This is a genomic window from Amycolatopsis sp. lyj-112, from assembly GCF_046549055.1.
Classification (GTDB): Bacteria; Actinomycetota; Actinomycetes; order Mycobacteriales; family Pseudonocardiaceae; genus Amycolatopsis.
Genome location: NZ_JAJPWS010000009.1, coordinates 213291 through 230441, shown reverse-complemented (window position 1 = coordinate 230441; position 17151 = coordinate 213291). Strand labels below are relative to the sequence as shown.

The following is a 17151-nucleotide window of genomic DNA, read 5'->3' as shown; positions in this document are numbered from 1 at the left end:
ACCATCGATATGAGGTTCGCCGCACGTCAGTGCGCTGGGGGAATCAACTGATCTGGGGGAGGACCAGTTGCGTACACGCTCGATCGGCACCGTGCTCGTCAGCGCGCTACTCGTCATGGGCAGCACGGCCGTACCGGCTGCCGCCGCGAGCGTCACCGACGTCGTGCCGACGTCGTGGGCCTACATCGACTCGGCCGCGCCGAAGGCCAGCTTCGTCGACCATTCGGGCAGCGCCCCCGTCGGCGCCCGCACCTACGCGAACGGCACGATTCACGTCTCCAAGTCCTACGTCACCTTCGACCTGTCGACGCTACGGGGCAGCGAGCTCTCCTACGCCGTCTTGAGCACCGCCGAAACCGGGGTCACCGACTGCGCCCACCCTCGCGCGACCGAGGTCTGGCTCACCGGACCGGCCAAGAAGCCCACCTGGAACAACCAGCCCGCCGAGCTGGCCAAGATGGGCGGGCCCTACATCGACGACCGCTGCCCGTCACCGAGTCTCACCTGGACGGTCACGGAAGGCGTCCGCAACGCGATCGCCGCCGGGCGTCCCACCGTCAGCTTCGCCTTCCGGCTGCCGGAGACCCAGCAGGCCGACGTCCGGTTCGGTCGCGAGTACTCGCCGAAGGTGAAGCTGACCCTCAGCCACAACAAGCTCCCCGGCAAGGCCACCGACCTCACCATCGACCGTCAGCCGTGCACCGCCAAACCCAGGATCGTCGACGACTCGGTGCAACTCGGTGCGACCGTCAAGGACGCGGACCATTCCGGCATCGGCGCCGAGTACGCGCTCTGGCCCGTCGATCGCCCTGACCAGCGGGTCACGTTCCCCGAAACCGGAAGAATGGTCGGCGACAAGGTGTGGGCCGACGTCAGCCGCTTCCTGACCGGGGGCGTCGCCTACGCCTGGCAGCTGCGAGGCAAGGACTACGCGGGCGGGCTCGGGCCGTGGAGCGCGGTCTGCAAGTTCACCACCGACTTCACCTCGCCCGCCACCGCTCCGACGGTCACCTCACCCGACTACGCCGACGTCCATCCGGGCACCGGCGGCACCGGCGTGCCCGGCACGTTCGTCTTCGACGCGGGCGGGGACACCGACGTGGTCGGCTTCTTCTACGTCGACGGCGCAGACAGGCCATTCCACGCGACCGCGGACCGCCCCGGCGGCAAGGCCGTCGTCCGGTACACCCCCGACTATTCGGGCTCGAACTCGCTGCGGGTGCGCGGCGTCGACGCGGCGGGCAACAGCTCCCCCTTCGCCGAATACCGGTTCTGGGTCCTCAGCAACCAGCCCGATGTCAGCTGCACCCCGGCCAGGGCTTACGTCGGCGAGCCGCGGCAGTGCACCTTCACGCCGCAGGGCGAAACCCCGGTGGCCGGGTACGTCTACCGGCTCAATCAGGAAGCCGAGACCACGGTGCCCGCCGGCCCGGACGGATCCGCGACCGTCACCGTCTACCCGGACAATCCCGACTTCAGGGTTTGGATTCACGTCCGCGCCAAGCTCAGCACCGGTTACCTGACCTCGCTCGGCGAAACCGAACTCGGCATCGATCCCGGCCATCCGATCATCGAGAGGCGTACCGAGCGGCCCATCTTCGGCCGGCCGATCGACTTCACGCTGCGCGCGGTGCTGCCGGGCTCGGAGACGTTCACGTACCAATGGGCCGGCGGTGAGTGGACGACCGTCCCGGTCGGGGCGGACGGCACCGCGGCCCTGCGGGTGGCCGCCGCCGCTTCAGGCTGGAACATGCTCTACGTCCGCAGTGCCACAGCGCAGGGCCAGCGGTCGGGCATGCAGTACCTGAACGTGGATGTCGCCTCGAACAAACCGCAGGTCGTCAGCGCGGAGTATCCGGAGTACGTACCCAGCGGCGGGGTCGGCATCCCCGGCACACTCGCCTTCACCTCACCGTTTCCGGGCGTCACCGCGTACACCTACTCGTTCGACTCCGCGCCACCGGTCACGGTGCCCGCCGACGCGGACGGCAAGGCGTCGATCACCTTCACCCCGACGCGGCCGGACTGGACCATCTTGACCGTGACCAGTGCCCTGCCCGGTGGCGGGACTTCCGAGACCACGACCTACCAGATCTCCGTCAGGCACTGGGCTCCCCAGGCGGCCTGCGACGACCAGGGCTACGTCAAACCCGGTCAGGTGGTCCGGTGCACGCTCAGCCCGGTGCAGGCCAACGTGGCGACCTTCGGCTGGTCGCTCGCGGACGGACCCGAGAACACCGTCCCGCCGGGGCCGGACGGCACGGCGGCGATCGAGTTCACCGTGCCCGCCGATCAGCCTTCCGGGCGTTATCTGGTGTTGCGCCTCTGGAGCATCAACGAGACGGGGCTGCGGACCGAGGTGTCCGAGCGGAACTTCTACGTCCCGTAGCCGCCGTGGCCGAGACAGTGGTGCCGTCGCTGGGTCGCGCCTGACCAGGATCCAAAGCCGGCTCACAGTTCTCACACAAGAGACCTCTAACTTTTCAGTGCACATTGAGGTCATGAGTGAACCTGAGCTGACTTACCAGGGCCGTCCGCTGCCTCGACCGCAGGACGAGGTGGTGGACCAAGGCCTTGGCTTCGATATCGGAACGCTGCTCAACCGTCGCCGGGCGCTGGCCTTTCTCGGTCTCGGCGCGGCCGGGGCCGTGCTGACCGCGTGTGGCACGGCCTCCAGCGGTTCCCCGACCACCACCACGTCGGCTTCGGCGGCGTCGGGTGAGATCCCGGACGAGACAGCGGGGCCGTATCCGGGTGACGGCTCCAACGGGCCGGACGTGCTCGAGCAGAGCGGCGTCGTGCGTAGTGACATCCGGTCCAGTTTCGGCACCGGCAGCGGCACCGCCGAAGGCGTGCCCATGACCCTGGAACTGGTGATCGCGGACCTGGCCAAGGGCGGCTCCCCGTTCGCCGGGGTGGCCGTCTATGTCTGGCACTGCAACAACTCCGGGGAATACTCCCTCTATTCGGAGGGGATCGAGAACGAGAACTACCTGCGAGGTGTCCAGATCGCCGACGCCGACGGGCGTGTGCGCTTCACCAGTATCTTCCCTTCCTGTTACGACGGCCGCTGGCCGCACATCCATTTCGAGGTCTATCCCGACCAGGCCGGCATCACCGATTCCGCCCAGGTGATCGCCACCTCGCAGATCGCCCTGCCGCAGAACGTGTGCGAAACGGTCTACGCCCAGACCGGTTATGAGAAGTCCGTGCCGAACCTCGCCAAGGTGAGTTTGAGCAGTGACAACGTCTTCGGCGACGACAGCGGTGCCTTACAGCTCGCGAGCGTGACCGGCGACGTCACCAGTGGCTACACCGTGACACTCAACGTCGGAGTGGACACCACCACGACACCGACCGCCGGGCGGCCACCGTCTCGTTAGCCGCGTCGGTTCCGGCTCATCGCAACGGCTCGAGTGCAGTGCCGGCCAGGTCCGCTGCCGAGCGGCCAGGACTGCTTGAAGATCAAGCTTGTTATTCGCGGTCGGTGCGTGCGGCGTCTTGGAGTCGTTCGATGGTTTCGTCGATCCAGTCCACCCAGGTCTGGGCCATCATCTCGCCGGCCCGGCGGACCGAGTCCCAGATCAGGGGGTCGAGTTCGGTTCCGCCGGTGAGGGCCTCGGCCTCGGCGATCTGGCCGGGCAGTTCGACGGCGAGCCGGTCGCGGTCGTTGACATGGAGATCACGCATGACCCGGAGCTGGGTCACGGTGTCTTCCAGCGGACGGGATGCGCTGAAGAAGAAGCGGACCATGAAGGGCACACGGACAGGGTCGAGTTCGGTGACCAGTTCGCTCACCCAGGAACCGAACGCCGCCCGTCCGGCTTCGGTGGCCGTGTACACCCGGCGGTCGGGCCTGCTCTGCTGTGGCTCCACTTCGGACACGACCAGGCCGCTGTCCTCGAGCTGGCTCAACGTGCGGTAGATCTGGCTGAGCTGGGCGGGCCAGACGAAGTGGATGCTGGCGCGGATCGCGGTGGCCAGGTCGTAGCCGGTCATCGGTTGCCGGAGCAGGAAACCCAGTAGGGCGAATCTGAGCATCGGGCTCCTTTCGGCGGAAACCCGGAGAATAGCAAGTGATCAGGTCCGGTCCGCGTGCTGTGCGAACCAGGCGGTGAGGAGTTCGGTGACACGCTGGGGTTGTTCGCGGTGCGGCCAGTGCCGGGTGTCGAGCCAATGCAGTTCGGACTGTTCGCACAGGGCGGCGCTGGGTTCGGCGAGGTGCTTGCCGAGTGCGCCGTCGCGGCGTCCCCAGATGATCTGGGTCGGTACCCGGACCGTCAGGTCGGGTGCGGGGCGTGCGGCGCGGATCGACGGCAGCGTCGCCCGGAACAGCGCGCGGTACCAGAACAGTGGCCGTTGGATCGTGCCCGGATGGCGCCAGACGGCACGGTGGCGGTCCAGGTCGGTGTCGCTCAGCCGGGCGCCGTTTTTGAGCATCGCCGCGAGGACCGCGCCGTCGCGGGCGCCGAGAATCGTCTCGGCGAGGCCGGGGATCTGGAACGCCACCATGTACCAGCTCCGCAGCAGCTGGGAAGGCTTACGGGCCAGCGCTTCGGCGAACACCTGCGGGTGCGGGCAGTTCACGATGGTCAGCGACCGGACCAGATCGGGCCGCTCGATCGCCACCGACCAGGCGACGGCCCCGCCCCAGTCGTGCCCGACCAGATGCACCGGCGCCGCCTTCTGCCGCTCGATGAGCAGCACGATGTCGTTGACCAGCCGGGGCATCTCGTAGTCGGCGACGGTGGCGGGTTTGGACGAAAGGCCGTAGCCGCGCTGGTCCGGCGCGAGTATCCGGTACCCCTGCTCGGCGAGCACGGTCATCTGCGGCTCGAAGGTGAACCAGAGATCGGGCCAGCCGTGGAGGAACAAGGCGGCCGGACCGGCTTCGGGGCCGTCGGTCTCGACGTGGAGCAAGACGTCGTCGACGTCGACGAACTGTGGCTGGAACATGGGGGAGCTCCTCGTGCGGACGGGTTCAGCCGGCGCCGAGCACGGCGGCGACGGTCGCGGACAGGGGGCCGGGATCGCGGTCACGCAACGGCCTCAGCACCCGCCGGACGATCCGCGGGGAACCGAGTGACGACAACGGCCGGTGGAGATTGAGCACGTCATTGAAGGCCGCCGCCACCTCGGGATCCAGCGCCGCCGCTCGTTCCAAGCGGTTGCGGTAGCCCTCACCGAACCTGGCCGTCCACGGTGACCGGACCCCTTCGGTGCGGCATCCGTAGCGGAGGTCTTCTCCGAGCGCGAGGCGCCAGGCCTCGGCGGAGGTGGCGGCGACGGCCCGCGCCGCCCGGTGCCCGAACCCCGCGTCGTCCCCGGCGGTGAGTACCCGGCCGAGCGCGGCCGCGGACAGGGCGGCCACGCTCATTCCCTGACCATAGATGGGATTGGCCGCGCTGGCGGCGTCGCCGAGCGCGAGGACGCCGTCGGGCATTTCGCGTATTCGATCGTAGTGGCGCCGGGTGTTCGTGCGGACTCGGAAGGTCCGGATCGGGCCGGTCGGTGTCGATCGGCGGAGCGCCTCGGCCACCACCGGTGCCGTCAGCCGATCGGCGAAGTCACGCAACTCGGTCAGGTTCGCCGGAACCGGTCCGCTCCGGGCGATCGAGCCGAACGAGATGTGCAGCAGGCCGTGCTCGACGCGAAGCACGACACCGCCGACGGAGGAGCCGGATTCGGCCTGGCCGCCGAGGATGGCCAGCCACTCGGGATCGAAGGACGGATCGGGTTCGGTGACCACGCTGAGATAGCGGACGTCGGAGTGCACGACCGATTCCGGTGGGGGCCGGTACCCGATCCGCTCCAGCCATTCCGGCAGTGGCGAGCCGCGGCCTGAGGCGTCGACGACCAGATCGGCGTCCAGGTCCTCGCCGGGTGTCCGGACACCGGTGACCCGGCGGCGGGCCCGGTCGGTCAGCAGCCCGGTGGCGGGTGTCCGGTCGAGGACCGTGACGTTCGGCAGCGCCCGGACGCGGGCGCGGATCGCGTGCTCGATCAGGACCCGGCTCGCGCCGAAGCCCGCGCTCCACCAGGCGGGGATCCGGATGGTCGTCCCGCCGCGGACCAGGAAGAGCGAACGATCTCCCATCGCGGGGTCGCCCGAACCCGGGGTGAGCGCGCCGCCGGCGGCCAGTTCCGCGGACAGGTCGGGAAACAACCTGACCAGCACCCGGCGGCCGGAACCCAGCAGGCCGTGTGCGTGATGCGACTGCGGAACGAAGCGCCGATGCTCCGGCCGGTCCGGAAGCTCGTCGCGCTCGACCATGAGCACCTCGTCGTAGTGCTCGGACAGCACCCGTGCGGTCACGAGACCGGCGATCCCCGCGCCGAGCACCACCGCTCGACCTCGCCGCAGATATGACATCATTTATATATAACTTGTTGAATAGCGCGAGTCAATCGTCGCGGCGGGTTCCAGCAGGTCGAACTTCCACGGATGGATCATGCTTGACCTTGACATCGTGACAAGGTCTTCACTGTGGGCAGGAGGTGATCCCCATCAACACGACACAGAGGACTTCGCCGGACATGCGGCTGCTCGACGCGTTGAGTTCCGAAAGCTCGTCGACGCGGCTCCAGGCGGCGCTGGCGGCCGGGACGCACCCGGACGCCCGATACGTCGACACGCTCGTCGCGCGGTGCGCGATCGAGCCGGACTTCTTCGTGCGAGACATGCTGACCTGGGCGTTGACCCGCTTCCCGGCGGAGAGCACGGTGCCGGTGCTCCTGGTGGAGCTCGGTTCCGAGGTCGCCCAGGCCCGGAGTCAGGCGTTGCACACGCTGTCCAAGATCGGGGACGGCGCCGCGTGGCCCGCGATCACCCGGTCGCTGCTGCACGATGCCGACGACGAGGTCGCGCGAAGCGCATGGCGTGCGGCTGTCGTCCTCGTCCCCGACGGGGAGCGGAAAGAGCTGGCCGGGGACCTGGTCGCACAACTCGGCCGCGGCGACCGGAAGGTGCGGCTGAGTCTCAGCAGGGCGCTCGTCGCGCTCGGAGACGAGATCGAGCCCGCCCTGCGGACGGGCCTGGCGAGTGCCGACCCGGAGGTGCGTGCGCACGCCCGCGCCACGGAGCGGCTCTTGCGTGACCCGGACGCCGATTTCGACCCGGCCGTCGACGAGGCGAAACGGATCGTCGCGCTCGGCCCGGAACGAGCCGGGGGAGCGTGAATGCTGATCGGTGAGGTGGCGCGCCGCTCGGGGGTGAGCAGCCGGATGCTCCGGCATTACGACTCCCTCGGGCTGGTGCGCCCGACGGGCCGCACCGTCGGTGGCTACCGCGAGTACTCCGACGAGGACATCCGCCGGATCTTCCACGTGGAAAGCCTGCGGTCCCTCGGCCTGTCGCTGCGCCAGATCGGACGCGCCCTGGAGGATCCCGCCTTCGAGCCGTCCGATCTGGTCGGCAACCTCATCCGGCGGACCGAGGAACGCCTGAAGCGGGAGCAGGAGCTGCTCGAACGGCTTCGGGCGGTCGACGCCTCGGCGCCCTTCGGCTGGGAGGGCGTCCTGCGCATCGTCGAGCTCCTGCACGGGCTCAACTCGCCGCACGCCGCGCGCCGGCAGCAGACCGTCCTGGCTCCGGGCGAGGACGTGCCGGTGCCCACCGAGATGCTGGCCGGGGCGGTCCTCGCCGAAGCCGATCCGAACGTCGCCGGAGCCCTTCGGTGGGCTCTCGCGCGGGCGGGCGGCGACGGTGTGGCGAGCCTGGCGTCCGGCGCGCGTTCGGAGAACGTCGACGTCCGGCGGCGCGCTGTCCTCGCGATCGCCGGGATGCCCGGTGACGAGGCGACCGCGGTGCTGACGGAGGCGCTCGGCGACCCGGACAAGACGGTCCGCGGCCGTGCCGCGCTGGCCTTGGGTTCGCGTGGCGAGACCACCGCCGTGCCGGCACTCGTCCGCATGGTGGCCGAGGGCACGACCGACGTCGAGGCGGCCGAGGTCCTCGGAACCCTGGCGCGCGACGCGGGGTGCGCGGATCGGATCATGAGCGCGCTGGTCGACGAGCTCGCCGCACCCACCGCGGACCCGGCGACGCGGATACGCCTGACCCAGGCCCTCGCCGAGATGCCGCCGGAACCGGCGCGCGGCGTGCTGCGGAACCTGGCGGACGACGATGATCGCGCCGTCGCCCTCATCGCGTCGGCCCTCGCAGGAATGCTCGAACGTCGTGACGGCATGCCGGAGAGCTAGTGTCGTGCGTCGGAAATTCGTGGCCTTCTCGACGGCCCAGCTTCCCGCTGGACGCACAGCCGAAAGCGCGGGTACAACCAGTACAAGCCGCTTCCGGCCGCACGCCCAGCGGAAACCTGGATCCGCCGATAAAACACACGAATTTCCGACGCACGACACTAGATGACTCTGCGGCGCCCGTGACCAGCGTCGATCCGGTAACGGGCCGGGTGTGTCGCGTGACGCCATGGTTCGACGCCATACCTGGGCGACGAGAAGAATGGTGATATTCGCCAGAGACCGAACGGCGTCTCCGTTTCTAGTATCTCCCCACATCGCTGATTCCTGATCACCTCACTGTGGAGGTTGCGTCATGTCGGATCGTTCTCGTTCCTTTCCCCTTATTCGCGGTCCCGTCGCGATGGTCCTGGCGTTGTTCGCCGTGCTGACGGCCGTCACGATCGTCCTTGTCGCCACGCCGCGCGAGGCGGCCGCGGCCAGTCTGCGTGAGGTCACGGGCTTTGGCTCCAACCCGGGGAATCTGCAGATGTTCCGCTACGTGCCGGACAACCTGCCGTCCGGCCGTCCGGTCGTGGTCGCGATGCACGGCTGTACCCAGAACGCCTCGGGCTACGCCTCAGGCACCGGCTGGATGCAACTGGCCGACCGGCACGGGTTCACCGTCGTGTTCCCGCAGCAGCGGTCGCAGAACAACGCCAATTCCTGCTTCAACTGGTTCGAGCCGGGCGACACCCGCCGCGGCTCCGGCGAGGCCCTGTCGATCAACCAGATGGTGGACAAGGCCGAACAGGACAACGGCGCCACATCCGCCTACGTCAGCGGGCTGTCCGCGGGCGGCGCGATGACCTCGGTCATGCTCGCCACCTACCCCGACGTCTTCGCCGGCGGCGGCGTGATCGCGGGCTTGCCCTTTGGCTGCGCCACTTCGGTGGCCACCGCTTACAGCTGCATGAGCCCCGGCACCGACCTCACCCCCGCCCAGTGGGGCGACAAGGTGCGTGCGGCGGCGTCCTACTCCGGACCCCGCCCGAAGGTCTCGATCTGGCATGGCGCCGCCGACACCACGGTGCGCCCGATGAACGCCAACGAACTGGTCGAGCAGTTCACCAACGCCAACGGCACCGACCAGACGCCGGAGGTGCGCGACACGGTCGCCGGCTACCCGCACCGCGTCTACGGCGGCACGGTCGAGCAGTACGAGATCACCGGTATGGGCCACGGCCACCCGGTCGACCCCGGCAGCGGCGCCGCGCAGTGCGGCACCGCCGGGGCCTACATCCTCGACGTCAACATCTGCTCGGCCCACTACCTGGTCAAGTTCTGGGGCATCGACGGCACCCAGCCCACCCCGACCGCGACCCCGACCGGGCCGACCAGCAGCCCGACCACCACCCGCCCGCCCTACACCGAAACCGCGACCGGCACACCGACCGACCACTACATCGCCGGGCGGGTCGACGTCACCGAGTACAACATCTTGGGCGCGCGGCACGGCTACACCACCACGATCACCCTCTACCGGTGCGGGAACGACTGGACCGACAAAGCCGACTGTTCCCCCCTGGTGGTGGGGTACGCCTGACGAGGTCCTCGCGGGTGCTGAAGCAGTGAGCCGGGAACATGTGCGGTGGGCTCGTCGTTATACCTCGGTGTGACCGTCGGGTTCCACCGTTACTTCACCCACGGTGCTTTCAAGGCGAGTCGTGGCCTGCGGATCGCGCTCGCGGTCACCGGCAGTATGGCGATGCAGGGCCCGGTCATCGGCTGGGTCGCCGATCACCGCCGCCACCACGCTTTCTCCGACCGGGATGGTGACCCGCACTCCCCGTGGCGGTTCGGCACGTCTCCGGCGGCACTGGCCCGCGGGTTCTGGCACGCACACATGGGCTGGCTGTTCGACCGCGAGAAGACCAACGCGCAGCGGTTCGCCCCCGACTTGCTGGCCGATCGTGACATCGCCCGCGTCGACCGCCTGTTCCCGCTGCTCACCGTCGTGACGCTGCTCGCTCCGGCTTTGCTCGGCGGGTTGATCACGATGTCGTGGTGGGGTGCGGTGACGGCGTTCTTCTGGGCGAGTCTCGTCCGGGTCGCGTTGCTGCATCACGTCACCTGGTCGGTGAACTCGTTGTGTCACATGATCGGTGACCGGCCGTTCGCGGCGCGGGACAAGTCGGCGAATTTTTGGCCGTTGGCGATCGCGTCGATGGGCGAGTCCTGGCACAACTCCCACCACGCCGATCCCACCGGCGCCCGGCACGGTGTCCGGCGCGGCCAGCTGGACATGTCCGCGCGGACGATCTGGCTGTTCGAGAAGGCCGGCTGGGCCACCGACGTCCGCTGGCCGAAGGCGGATCGCCTCGCTCGCAAACTCAACCCTGGCTACACCATGTCACCGCGTGGGCTCGGTAACCTGGAACGTGGGCTCCTCAGCGAAACACCCGTCAGAGAACGCACCGACGCCCGCTAGCCGCTCCCGGGCATGAGTCAGGTGGCCGGCGGGTCGGGGTGTTGGTGGATGGTGAGCAGGAGGTGGTCGAACTGGGTGCGTTGTTGCAGGGGGCCGCCGCCGAGGGTGGTGAGAGCGGTGGCGAGTTTCTCGGCGAGGTCCCGCAGTTTGGTGTTGGTTTCCTGGGATCGCCAGCGCAGGACGTGGAAGGCTTGTTCGGCGGTGATGCCGTAGACGAGCATGAGCGCGCCTTTGGCTTGTTCGATGCAGGCGCGGGCGCCGAGGAGATCGGGGAGGGCTTCGGCCAGGATTTGCTGGCGGTGTTCGTCTCGGCTGGTGTCGAGGTCGACGTAGTAGCCGGTGGTGCCGACCGCGGTGCCGGTGCTGTCGTAGAGGCGATCGCCGACGACCAGGACATGGTGTTCGATCCCGGCGGTGTCGATGATGCGGTGGCGGCTGCAGAACGCGGTGCCGTCGCGGACCGTCGCGGCCAGGGTGCCGGCGACGGTGTCGCGGTCTTCGGGGTGTTTGTGTGACAGCAGCAGTTCGGTGGTGGGCTGAATCGTTCCTGGCTCGTAGCCGTGGAGTTGCGCGACTTCGTCGGACCATTCCCAGGACTGGTCGGCGAAGCGGAAGCGGAAGCTGCCGATGGTGTGCGGGCGTCCACCCATGATCTCGTTCAGCCTCGAACGCGGAGCGCTCGTCTTGGACTCAGCGATGTCGGTCACCGGCTCATTCTGCCAAGACCGCCGGTCGACGCGAAAAGGTTCACCGGTCAGGACAGGCGCGTTTGGGTGAGCCGCTCCCGAGGTACCTAGGGATCATCGCAATCCCGCTTTGGAGGGTGCTCGTGCAGATCCAAGTCAACACCGACCACAACATCCACGGTGGCGAACGACTGGCCACCTATGTGACCACCGACTTGGAGAACGGCCTGTCCCGGTTCGTCGGATGGTTGACCCGGGTGGAGGTGCACCTCAGCGAAGACGGGGGTGGCAAGCCGGAAGACAAGAAGTGCGTGATCGAGGCGCGACCCGGCGGTAAACAACCGCTCGCGGTCACCCACCACGCGGCCACCGTGGACGACGCGTACGCCGGGGCGGCGCTCAAATTGGGGAGGATGCTGGATTCCCGGTACGACCGCGCACACGACCACAAGGGCAGCGAAAGCATCCGTCACATGCCCGGCCCGGACGACCCGGAGCAGGTCGGCGTGATCAAGGACGAGCCGCAGGCTTGATCGAGGTGACCCCGGACCAAGCACGAACAGCTAGTGGAGCAGGAGCTGGGGGTCGAGGGCGGCCAGCGCTGTCGGGGTGAGGCCGAACATGCCCCGGAAGGTGTCGGTGAGGTGCGACGGCGAGGCGAATCCCGCGTCGGCCGCGGCGCGGGTGAGATCGTGGCCGTCAGCGAAGGCCGTGGCCACGCGCAGAATCCGTGCCCACTGCACATAGCGACGGAAACTGGTGCCGGTCTGGTCGGAGAACTTCCGCAGGAAGTGTGACCTGGACAGGCCTGCCTCGCGCGCGGCAGCCTCGGCGCGCTGCCGGCGCGCGGGGTCGGCCCGGATCCGGGCCGCCGCGTCGGCGATCCGCGTATCGCCGGCGACGACCACGGGGATGCTGGCTGCCGCCAGCACTTGGTCGAAGTCCACCTCGTCGCGGGTGGCCAGGTCGATCAGGTCCGCCTCGTGGCGGTGGTCGGTGCCGAACGCGTCGGTGGCACGCCGCATACCGCCCAGGCATCGGGACATCCGTGCCGAGGTCGGGTCGAAGTAGCAGAACAGCATCCGGCCCGTGCCGTCGCGGATTTCGTGCCGGACCCTGGCGCGGAACAGAAAGCTGCGGACGGTCAGGTCCGGCACCCCCTCGGCCCGGACGGTGAAGGGCCCGTCGAGGCCGACGCCCAGACAGGCGATCGCCGAAGAGTGAGGTCCTAGGCGCAGCAGCGGGCCAAGGTAGACGGCGTGCCCGAGCCGGAGCCATAACTGAACGGGGGCGCACGTTCGTGGAAGTGCCGGAGCGGTCATGTGATCGAGAATAAGCACCGTGAGACGGGCCATCGCCGCTTTTCGCGGTGGACAGCCTGGTTGTCGATCAAGACCAGCCCGCACGGAAGGCACATCCACATGCGAGAGTCCGAGCAGTTCGTCGCGAACTTCATCGACTTCTGGAACGACCCCTCTCCCCAGCGGATACCAGAGATCTTGCACCCCGACGTCGTGTTGACCCAGCCGTTGGCCGCACCGATGCGGGGGATGGCGGCCGCGCAGGAAGAGTTCCGGCGGATCTGGCGCTTTCTGCCCGACCTGCACGCCCAGGTGGACCGGTGGCGCGGCGACCCGGATCTGTTGTTCATCGAACTCCGGCTGCGCGCTCACGTCGGGCGTGACCTGATCGAATGGCCGAATATCGACCGGTTCGTCCTGCGCGACGGAAAAGCGATCGAGCGGACGAACTACTTCGACCCTCTGCCGCTGCTGCCGGCGATACTCAAGCATCCCTCGCTCTGGCAACGCTGGTGGACATCCGGCGCGGCGCGGCCGTGGCGCACCGGGCATCGAATGGCCGACTACAGCGGTCGGGCCACCACGACCGAGAAGTGAACTTCGCGCGCGGCGCCCCGTCGGCTCAGCGCAGCTTTTCCACCGAGGCGATCCGCTCCCAGTGCGTGCCGAGCGCGTTGAGCAGCGCCGCCGTGTCGATGTCGCCCGCCGTGCCGTCGTCCAGCAGGGCCTTGTCCAGTCGGCGGGCGCGCCGGTTCACCTGGCTCAGCGTCGTCTTGCCCTCGTCGGTGAGCGACAGCAGTTTGCGCCGGGCGTCGTGAGGGGACTCGACGCGCCGGATGAGGCCCCGCCGTTCGAGCCTGCGGCACAGGTCGGCCATCGTCGACGTGTCGAGGGCGACGGCGCCCGCCAAGGAACTCTGGTCGCTGCCGGGATAGGCGCGGACCGCGGACAGGACCGCGAACTGCGGACCGGTCAGGACGGGGTCCACATGGCGATTCCAGGCGGCTAGGTAGGCCTGGTACAGCCGCCGCGCGCCGTAGCCGGGGGCCGCGAGAAGATCGGAGGGCGGCGCGGGAGTGACGGCCGCCGTGTCTTCCCTGTGCCGGCCCGTGCGCGCCGGTTCAGCCATCGCGTTCTCCCTCGTCGGTTCCACCCGATGTCCGGGCCAGGGGTGATCCTACGTGTCCGGACGGTCGCTCACGGCCAGGCCGGTTTGTCCAGTGTCACCTCTTGCGTATCCGGATAGTACGTGTTCGGATGAGGGCACCGGTAGAGCTTGCGGGATCACGGATTCGGCTTCAACTCTTGCGTACCCGGATAGTACGTGCTCGGATTAGTACGGAGGTGGTCAACGATGGACCAGAACCTGTTCAACGACATCTGCTTGCGCCAGCTGACCTTCTCGGGGGTCCACGAGGGCGAGACCGTGGTGGTGCTGACCCGCGGCGGTGAGCGCGCGGAGTACGCCGACGCCTTCCTGTGGGCCGCCCAGCAGCTGGGGGCCTCGGCCTACCACATGCGGCTGCCCTCGCCGTCCAGTGCGGCGGGCGCGTGGGCGGTGGGCGATTCGGGGCTCGGGAACATCCCGCTGGCCGTCGAGGCGCTCAAGAGCGTGGACATGGTGGTCGACTGCACGTTCCTGTTGTTCAGCAAGGAACAGTTCGCCATCCAGGACGCGGGCACGCGGATCCTCACGGCTGTCGAACCGCCCGAGCTGCTGGCCCGGCTCATGCCCACGCAGGAACTGCGCGAGCGGGTGGAGATCGGGGCCGAGCTCCTGGCCAAGGCGGGGACGATGCGGATCACCAGCCCGGCGGGAACCGACGTCACCTACCGGCTCGGGGTGTACCCGACGCTGTCCGAATACGGCTACACCGACACTCCCGGCCGCTGGGATCACTGGCCGGCGGCGTTCGTGTTCACCGGTGGCGCCGACGACGGTGTCGACGGGAAGATCGTGCTTTCGCCAGGGGATGTGCTGCTGCCGTTCAACACTTATGTGCAGACCCCGGTGGAGATCACCATCGAGCAGGGTTTCATCCGGGACATCCGCGGCGGCGCGGGATCGTCCGGACTGGACGCGGACCTGTTGCGCTCCTACATCGAAAGCTTCGAAGACCCCCGCGGCTACGGCATGAGCCACGTGGGCTGGGGACTCGACGAGCGCGCGCACTGGCACGGCCTGACCCAGTTCCCCGGCGGGATGGGCATGGAACTGCGCAGCTTCTACGGCAACGTCATGTTCTCCATCGGCCCCAACAACGAGCTGGGCGGTCCGAACGACACCCCTTGCCACTTCGACATCCCGATGCGGGGCAATTCCCTTTACCTGGACGACGAAATCATCGTCGATCGTGGTGAGCTGACGGTGGCCGAGATGCGTCCGGCAGGCCGTCGATGAGCGCGAGCATGGTCCGTGACCACCACATCGGGATGATCGTCCCCAGCTCGAACCTCACGATGGAGACCGAGCTGCCGCGGATGCTGCGCGCCAGGGAGGACGCCGAGCCGGGGGACCGGTTCGTCTTCCATTCGGCGCGCGCCCGGATGCGGCACGTCGAACCCGAACAGCTGCGGGCGATGAACGCCCAGGCCGGCCGGGCGGCGGCCGAACTCGCCGACGCCAGGCCCGACGTGGTGGCCACCGCGTGCCTGGTGGCGATCATGGCTCAGGGGCCCGGCTATCACTGCACCGCCGAGGCCGACATCACACGCGTGCTGCGCGACGAGGGCTGCGAATCTCCGGTCGTTTCCAGTGCCGGCGCGCTGTTGTCCGGGCTCGGCGCGCTGAAGGCTCGCAAGGTCGCGATCATCACGCCGTATCTGAAGCCTCTGACCAAGGCGGTGGCCGACTACATCGAAGACGCCGGATTCGAGGTCGTCGACGCGCTTTCCCTTGAGGTGTCCGACAATCTCGCCGTGGCCCGGCTGGACCCGGCCGGGTTGCGGGAGCACCATCGCCGGCTGAATCTGTCTGATGTGGACGCCCTGGTGCTGTCGGCCTGCGTCCAGATGCCGTCGCTGCCCTCGATTCAGCCGGTGGAGGACGAGGTCGGGATCCCGGTCCTGTCGGCGGCGACCGCCACGACGTTCCGGATCCTGTCGGAACTCGGGGTCGAGCCTCGCGTGCCCGGTGCCGGGAGGCTGCTCAGCGGTGCGGTAGCAAGGACGAAGACGGGAGGCGGGCATGGCCGCGAGTCAGTCGTTTGAGGTCGTTGTCGTCGGTGGCGGGCTCGGTGGGCTCTGCGCGGCGTTGTCCCTGCGGCAGCGAGGTATGCGGGTCACCGTGGTCGAGGCGGCTCCGGAGCTGGGTGAGATCGGCGCGGGTATCCAGACCGCGCCGAACGCCAGCCGGATCCTCATCGGCCTGGGGCTGCGCGGCCGGCTCGAGCGGGTGCGGACGGAGCCGCAGGACCAGGTCCGCCGTCGCTGGGCCGACGGGAGCATCATCGCCCAGCTGGAACTCGGCGGCCGGGTGACCGACCAGTACGGCGCGCCCTACTGGCACTACCACCGTGCCGACCTGCACGGTGTTCTGCTCGACGCCTGCCTGGATCCGGACGGCGCCGGCCCGGTGGTGCGGGTGGCGACCGGCGCGCGGGTGGTCGAACTCGACCGGACCGTGGCGGACCGGCCCGCCGTGGTCGCCGCCGACGGGCGCCGGTTCGCGGGCGACGTGGTGGTCGGAGCGGACGGCATCCGGTCTTCGGTGCGCGATCTCGCCGGGTTCGACGACACGCTCGCGTTCTCCGGCGAGATGGCCTACCGGGCCCTGATTTCCGGAGACCTGATCGCGCAGGACCCCGCGACGCGGTTTCTGGCCGACCGGTACCACTCCACGATCTGGTACGGGCCCAACAAACATCTGGTGCACTACATGATCCGCGGCGGGGAGTACCTCAACGTGGTCGCGATCGTGCCGTGCACCGAGACTGTCGCCAGGGACTGGAGCGGGCCCGCCACCGCCGCCGAACTCGCCGCGGAGTACCACGACTGGGACGATCGTGTGCCGACGATGCTGGCCAAGGCGAAGGACGAGGACGTCTCGGTGTGGGCGATGTACCGGCGGCGCCGTGATCCGGTCTGGGTCGACGGGCGGGTCGCGCTGCTCGGCGACGCATGCCACGCGATGCTGCCCTACCAGGCCCAGGGCGCGTCCCAGGCGATGGAAGACGCCGCCGTGCTGGCCGAGGAGCTGGGCCGCGTCACGCGCGACGGGATCGACGCCGCCTTGATCCGGTATGTGGACCGGCGCGCCAAGCACGCGGGCATGGTCCAGGACGCCTCACTGCAGAACATGGACTTCTACCACCTGCCCGACGGTGCCGAGCAGCGCGAGCGCGACGAGAAGCTGCGCCGGTTCGACGGCGAGTCCGACGTCTCCTACGACTGGCTGTGGAACGGCAGCCCGCTCACCGACCCCGACACCGAGTCCATCCACTACCAGTTCGCCCGCTGAAGACGGAACTGGTCGGCAAATCGCAACGGAGCGGTT

General features: G+C 68.8%; 17 protein-coding genes. 11 read left to right on the top strand and 6 right to left on the bottom strand.

Annotation, left to right across the window (positions count from 1 at the left end):
* Positions 1-67: 67 nt before the first annotated feature.
* On the top strand, positions 68-2389 hold the full coding sequence (locus ACLJRL_RS27880) for a DNRLRE domain-containing protein (protein ID WP_410659255.1): 2322 nt from the start codon (positions 68-70) through the stop codon (positions 2387-2389).
* A gap of 112 nt (positions 2390-2501) precedes the next feature.
* Positions 2502-3383, top strand: coding sequence for an intradiol ring-cleavage dioxygenase (locus ACLJRL_RS27875; protein ID WP_410659254.1), 882 nt, complete (start codon positions 2502-2504; stop codon positions 3381-3383).
* A 91-nt stretch (positions 3384-3474) separates the two neighbouring features.
* Here ACLJRL_RS27875 and ACLJRL_RS27870 read toward each other — a convergent pair whose 3' ends face one another.
* The 3 genes from ACLJRL_RS27870 to ACLJRL_RS27860 are packed head-to-tail and all read right to left on the bottom strand — an operon-like array spanning position 3475 to position 6346.
* A complete protein-coding gene (locus ACLJRL_RS27870; RefSeq protein WP_410659253.1) occupies positions 3475-4041 on the bottom strand; it encodes a PadR family transcriptional regulator in 567 nt (188 codons plus the stop codon).
* 39 nt (positions 4042-4080) lie between these two features.
* Positions 4081-4956, bottom strand: a complete 876-nt coding sequence (locus tag ACLJRL_RS27865; protein WP_410659252.1) for an alpha/beta fold hydrolase — start codon at positions 4954-4956, stop codon at positions 4081-4083.
* Positions 4957-4981: 25 nt separating this feature from the next.
* Positions 4982-6346: an NAD(P)/FAD-dependent oxidoreductase gene (locus ACLJRL_RS27860; protein WP_410659251.1), complete on the bottom strand. Its 1365-nt coding sequence runs from the start codon at positions 6344-6346 to the stop codon at positions 4982-4984.
* 191 nt (positions 6347-6537) lie between these two features.
* Here ACLJRL_RS27860 and ACLJRL_RS27855 point away from each other — a divergent pair, with 191 nt between their 5' ends.
* From ACLJRL_RS27855 to ACLJRL_RS27840, 4 genes are all read left to right on the top strand, one after another.
* Positions 6538-7179 carry a HEAT repeat domain-containing protein gene (locus tag ACLJRL_RS27855; protein WP_410659250.1) on the top strand — a complete coding sequence of 214 codons (642 nt, stop codon included), beginning with the start codon at positions 6538-6540 and terminating at the stop codon, positions 7177-7179.
* Positions 7180-8202, top strand: coding sequence for a HEAT repeat domain-containing protein (locus ACLJRL_RS27850; protein ID WP_410659249.1), 1023 nt, complete (start codon positions 7180-7182; stop codon positions 8200-8202).
* Between the two features lie 352 nt (positions 8203-8554).
* A complete protein-coding gene (locus ACLJRL_RS27845) occupies positions 8555-9784 on the top strand; it encodes an alpha/beta hydrolase family esterase (RefSeq protein ID WP_410659248.1) in 1230 nt (409 codons plus the stop codon).
* Positions 9785-9829: 45 nt separating this feature from the next.
* Positions 9830-10669: an acyl-CoA desaturase gene (locus tag ACLJRL_RS27840; protein ID WP_410659247.1), complete on the top strand. Its 840-nt coding sequence runs from the start codon at positions 9830-9832 to the stop codon at positions 10667-10669.
* Between the two features lie 17 nt (positions 10670-10686).
* On the opposite strand, the gene ACLJRL_RS27835 is transcribed toward ACLJRL_RS27840, so the two are convergent.
* A complete protein-coding gene (locus ACLJRL_RS27835; protein ID WP_410659246.1) occupies positions 10687-11376 on the bottom strand; it encodes a PAS and ANTAR domain-containing protein in 690 nt (229 codons plus the stop codon).
* Positions 11377-11498: 122 nt separating this feature from the next.
* On the opposite strand from ACLJRL_RS27835, the gene ACLJRL_RS27830 reads away from it, so the two are divergent.
* The gene (locus ACLJRL_RS27830) at positions 11499-11888 is read left to right on the top strand and encodes an HPF/RaiA family ribosome-associated protein (protein WP_410659245.1); all 390 of its coding nucleotides are present in this window, start codon (positions 11499-11501) and stop codon (positions 11886-11888) included.
* A gap of 30 nt (positions 11889-11918) precedes the next feature.
* On the opposite strand, the gene ACLJRL_RS27825 is transcribed toward ACLJRL_RS27830, so the two are convergent.
* Positions 11919-12677 (bottom strand): helix-turn-helix domain-containing protein, encoded by a 759-nt coding sequence (locus tag ACLJRL_RS27825; protein WP_410659244.1) that lies wholly within the window; start codon positions 12675-12677, stop codon positions 11919-11921.
* 99 nt (positions 12678-12776) lie between these two features.
* On the opposite strand from ACLJRL_RS27825, the gene ACLJRL_RS27820 reads away from it, so the two are divergent.
* Positions 12777-13253 (top strand): nuclear transport factor 2 family protein, encoded by a 477-nt coding sequence (locus ACLJRL_RS27820; protein WP_410659243.1) that lies wholly within the window; start codon positions 12777-12779, stop codon positions 13251-13253.
* 25 nt (positions 13254-13278) lie between these two features.
* On the opposite strand, the gene ACLJRL_RS27815 is transcribed toward ACLJRL_RS27820, so the two are convergent.
* Positions 13279-13785: a MarR family winged helix-turn-helix transcriptional regulator gene (locus ACLJRL_RS27815; protein WP_410659242.1), complete on the bottom strand. Its 507-nt coding sequence runs from the start codon at positions 13783-13785 to the stop codon at positions 13279-13281.
* Positions 13786-14010: 225 nt separating this feature from the next.
* Here ACLJRL_RS27815 and ACLJRL_RS27810 point away from each other — a divergent pair, with 225 nt between their 5' ends.
* The 3 genes from ACLJRL_RS27810 to ACLJRL_RS27800 are packed head-to-tail and all read left to right on the top strand — an operon-like array spanning position 14011 to position 17115.
* On the top strand, positions 14011-15057 hold the full coding sequence (locus ACLJRL_RS27810; RefSeq protein ID WP_410659241.1) for a leucyl aminopeptidase: 1047 nt from the start codon (positions 14011-14013) through the stop codon (positions 15055-15057).
* Positions 15054-15866, top strand: coding sequence for an aspartate/glutamate racemase family protein (locus tag ACLJRL_RS27805; RefSeq protein WP_410659240.1), 813 nt, complete (start codon positions 15054-15056; stop codon positions 15864-15866). The genes ACLJRL_RS27810 and ACLJRL_RS27805 overlap by 4 nt, the downstream gene beginning before the upstream one ends.
* Positions 15844-17115 (top strand): FAD-dependent oxidoreductase, encoded by a 1272-nt coding sequence (locus tag ACLJRL_RS27800; RefSeq protein WP_410659239.1) that lies wholly within the window; start codon positions 15844-15846, stop codon positions 17113-17115. The genes ACLJRL_RS27805 and ACLJRL_RS27800 overlap by 23 nt, the downstream gene beginning before the upstream one ends.
* Positions 17116-17151 lie beyond the last annotated feature (36 nt).

Excerpts from the sequence above, each read along its gene's own strand:
- ACLJRL_RS27875 (WP_410659254.1), top strand. The coding sequence starts at position 2,502 with ATGAGTGAACCTGAGCTGACTTACCAGGGCCGTCCGCTGCCTCGACCG.
- ACLJRL_RS27870 (WP_410659253.1), bottom strand. The coding sequence starts at position 4,041 with ATGCTCAGATTCGCCCTACTGGGTTTCCTGCTCCGGCAACCGATGACC.
- ACLJRL_RS27865 (WP_410659252.1), bottom strand. The coding sequence starts at position 4,956 with ATGTTCCAGCCACAGTTCGTCGACGTCGACGACGTCTTGCTCCACGTC.
- ACLJRL_RS27855 (WP_410659250.1), top strand. The coding sequence starts at position 6,538 with ATGCGGCTGCTCGACGCGTTGAGTTCCGAAAGCTCGTCGACGCGGCTC.
- ACLJRL_RS27850 (WP_410659249.1), top strand. The coding sequence starts at position 7,180 with ATGCTGATCGGTGAGGTGGCGCGCCGCTCGGGGGTGAGCAGCCGGATG.
- ACLJRL_RS27845 (WP_410659248.1), top strand. The coding sequence starts at position 8,555 with ATGTCGGATCGTTCTCGTTCCTTTCCCCTTATTCGCGGTCCCGTCGCG.
- ACLJRL_RS27825 (WP_410659244.1), bottom strand. The coding sequence starts at position 12,677 with ATGACCGCTCCGGCACTTCCACGAACGTGCGCCCCCGTTCAGTTATGG.
- ACLJRL_RS27820 (WP_410659243.1), top strand. The coding sequence starts at position 12,777 with ATGCGAGAGTCCGAGCAGTTCGTCGCGAACTTCATCGACTTCTGGAAC.
- ACLJRL_RS27815 (WP_410659242.1), bottom strand. The coding sequence starts at position 13,785 with ATGGCTGAACCGGCGCGCACGGGCCGGCACAGGGAAGACACGGCGGCC.
- ACLJRL_RS27810 (WP_410659241.1), top strand. The coding sequence starts at position 14,011 with ATGGACCAGAACCTGTTCAACGACATCTGCTTGCGCCAGCTGACCTTC.
- ACLJRL_RS27805 (WP_410659240.1), top strand. The coding sequence starts at position 15,054 with ATGAGCGCGAGCATGGTCCGTGACCACCACATCGGGATGATCGTCCCC.
- ACLJRL_RS27800 (WP_410659239.1), top strand. The coding sequence starts at position 15,844 with ATGGCCGCGAGTCAGTCGTTTGAGGTCGTTGTCGTCGGTGGCGGGCTC.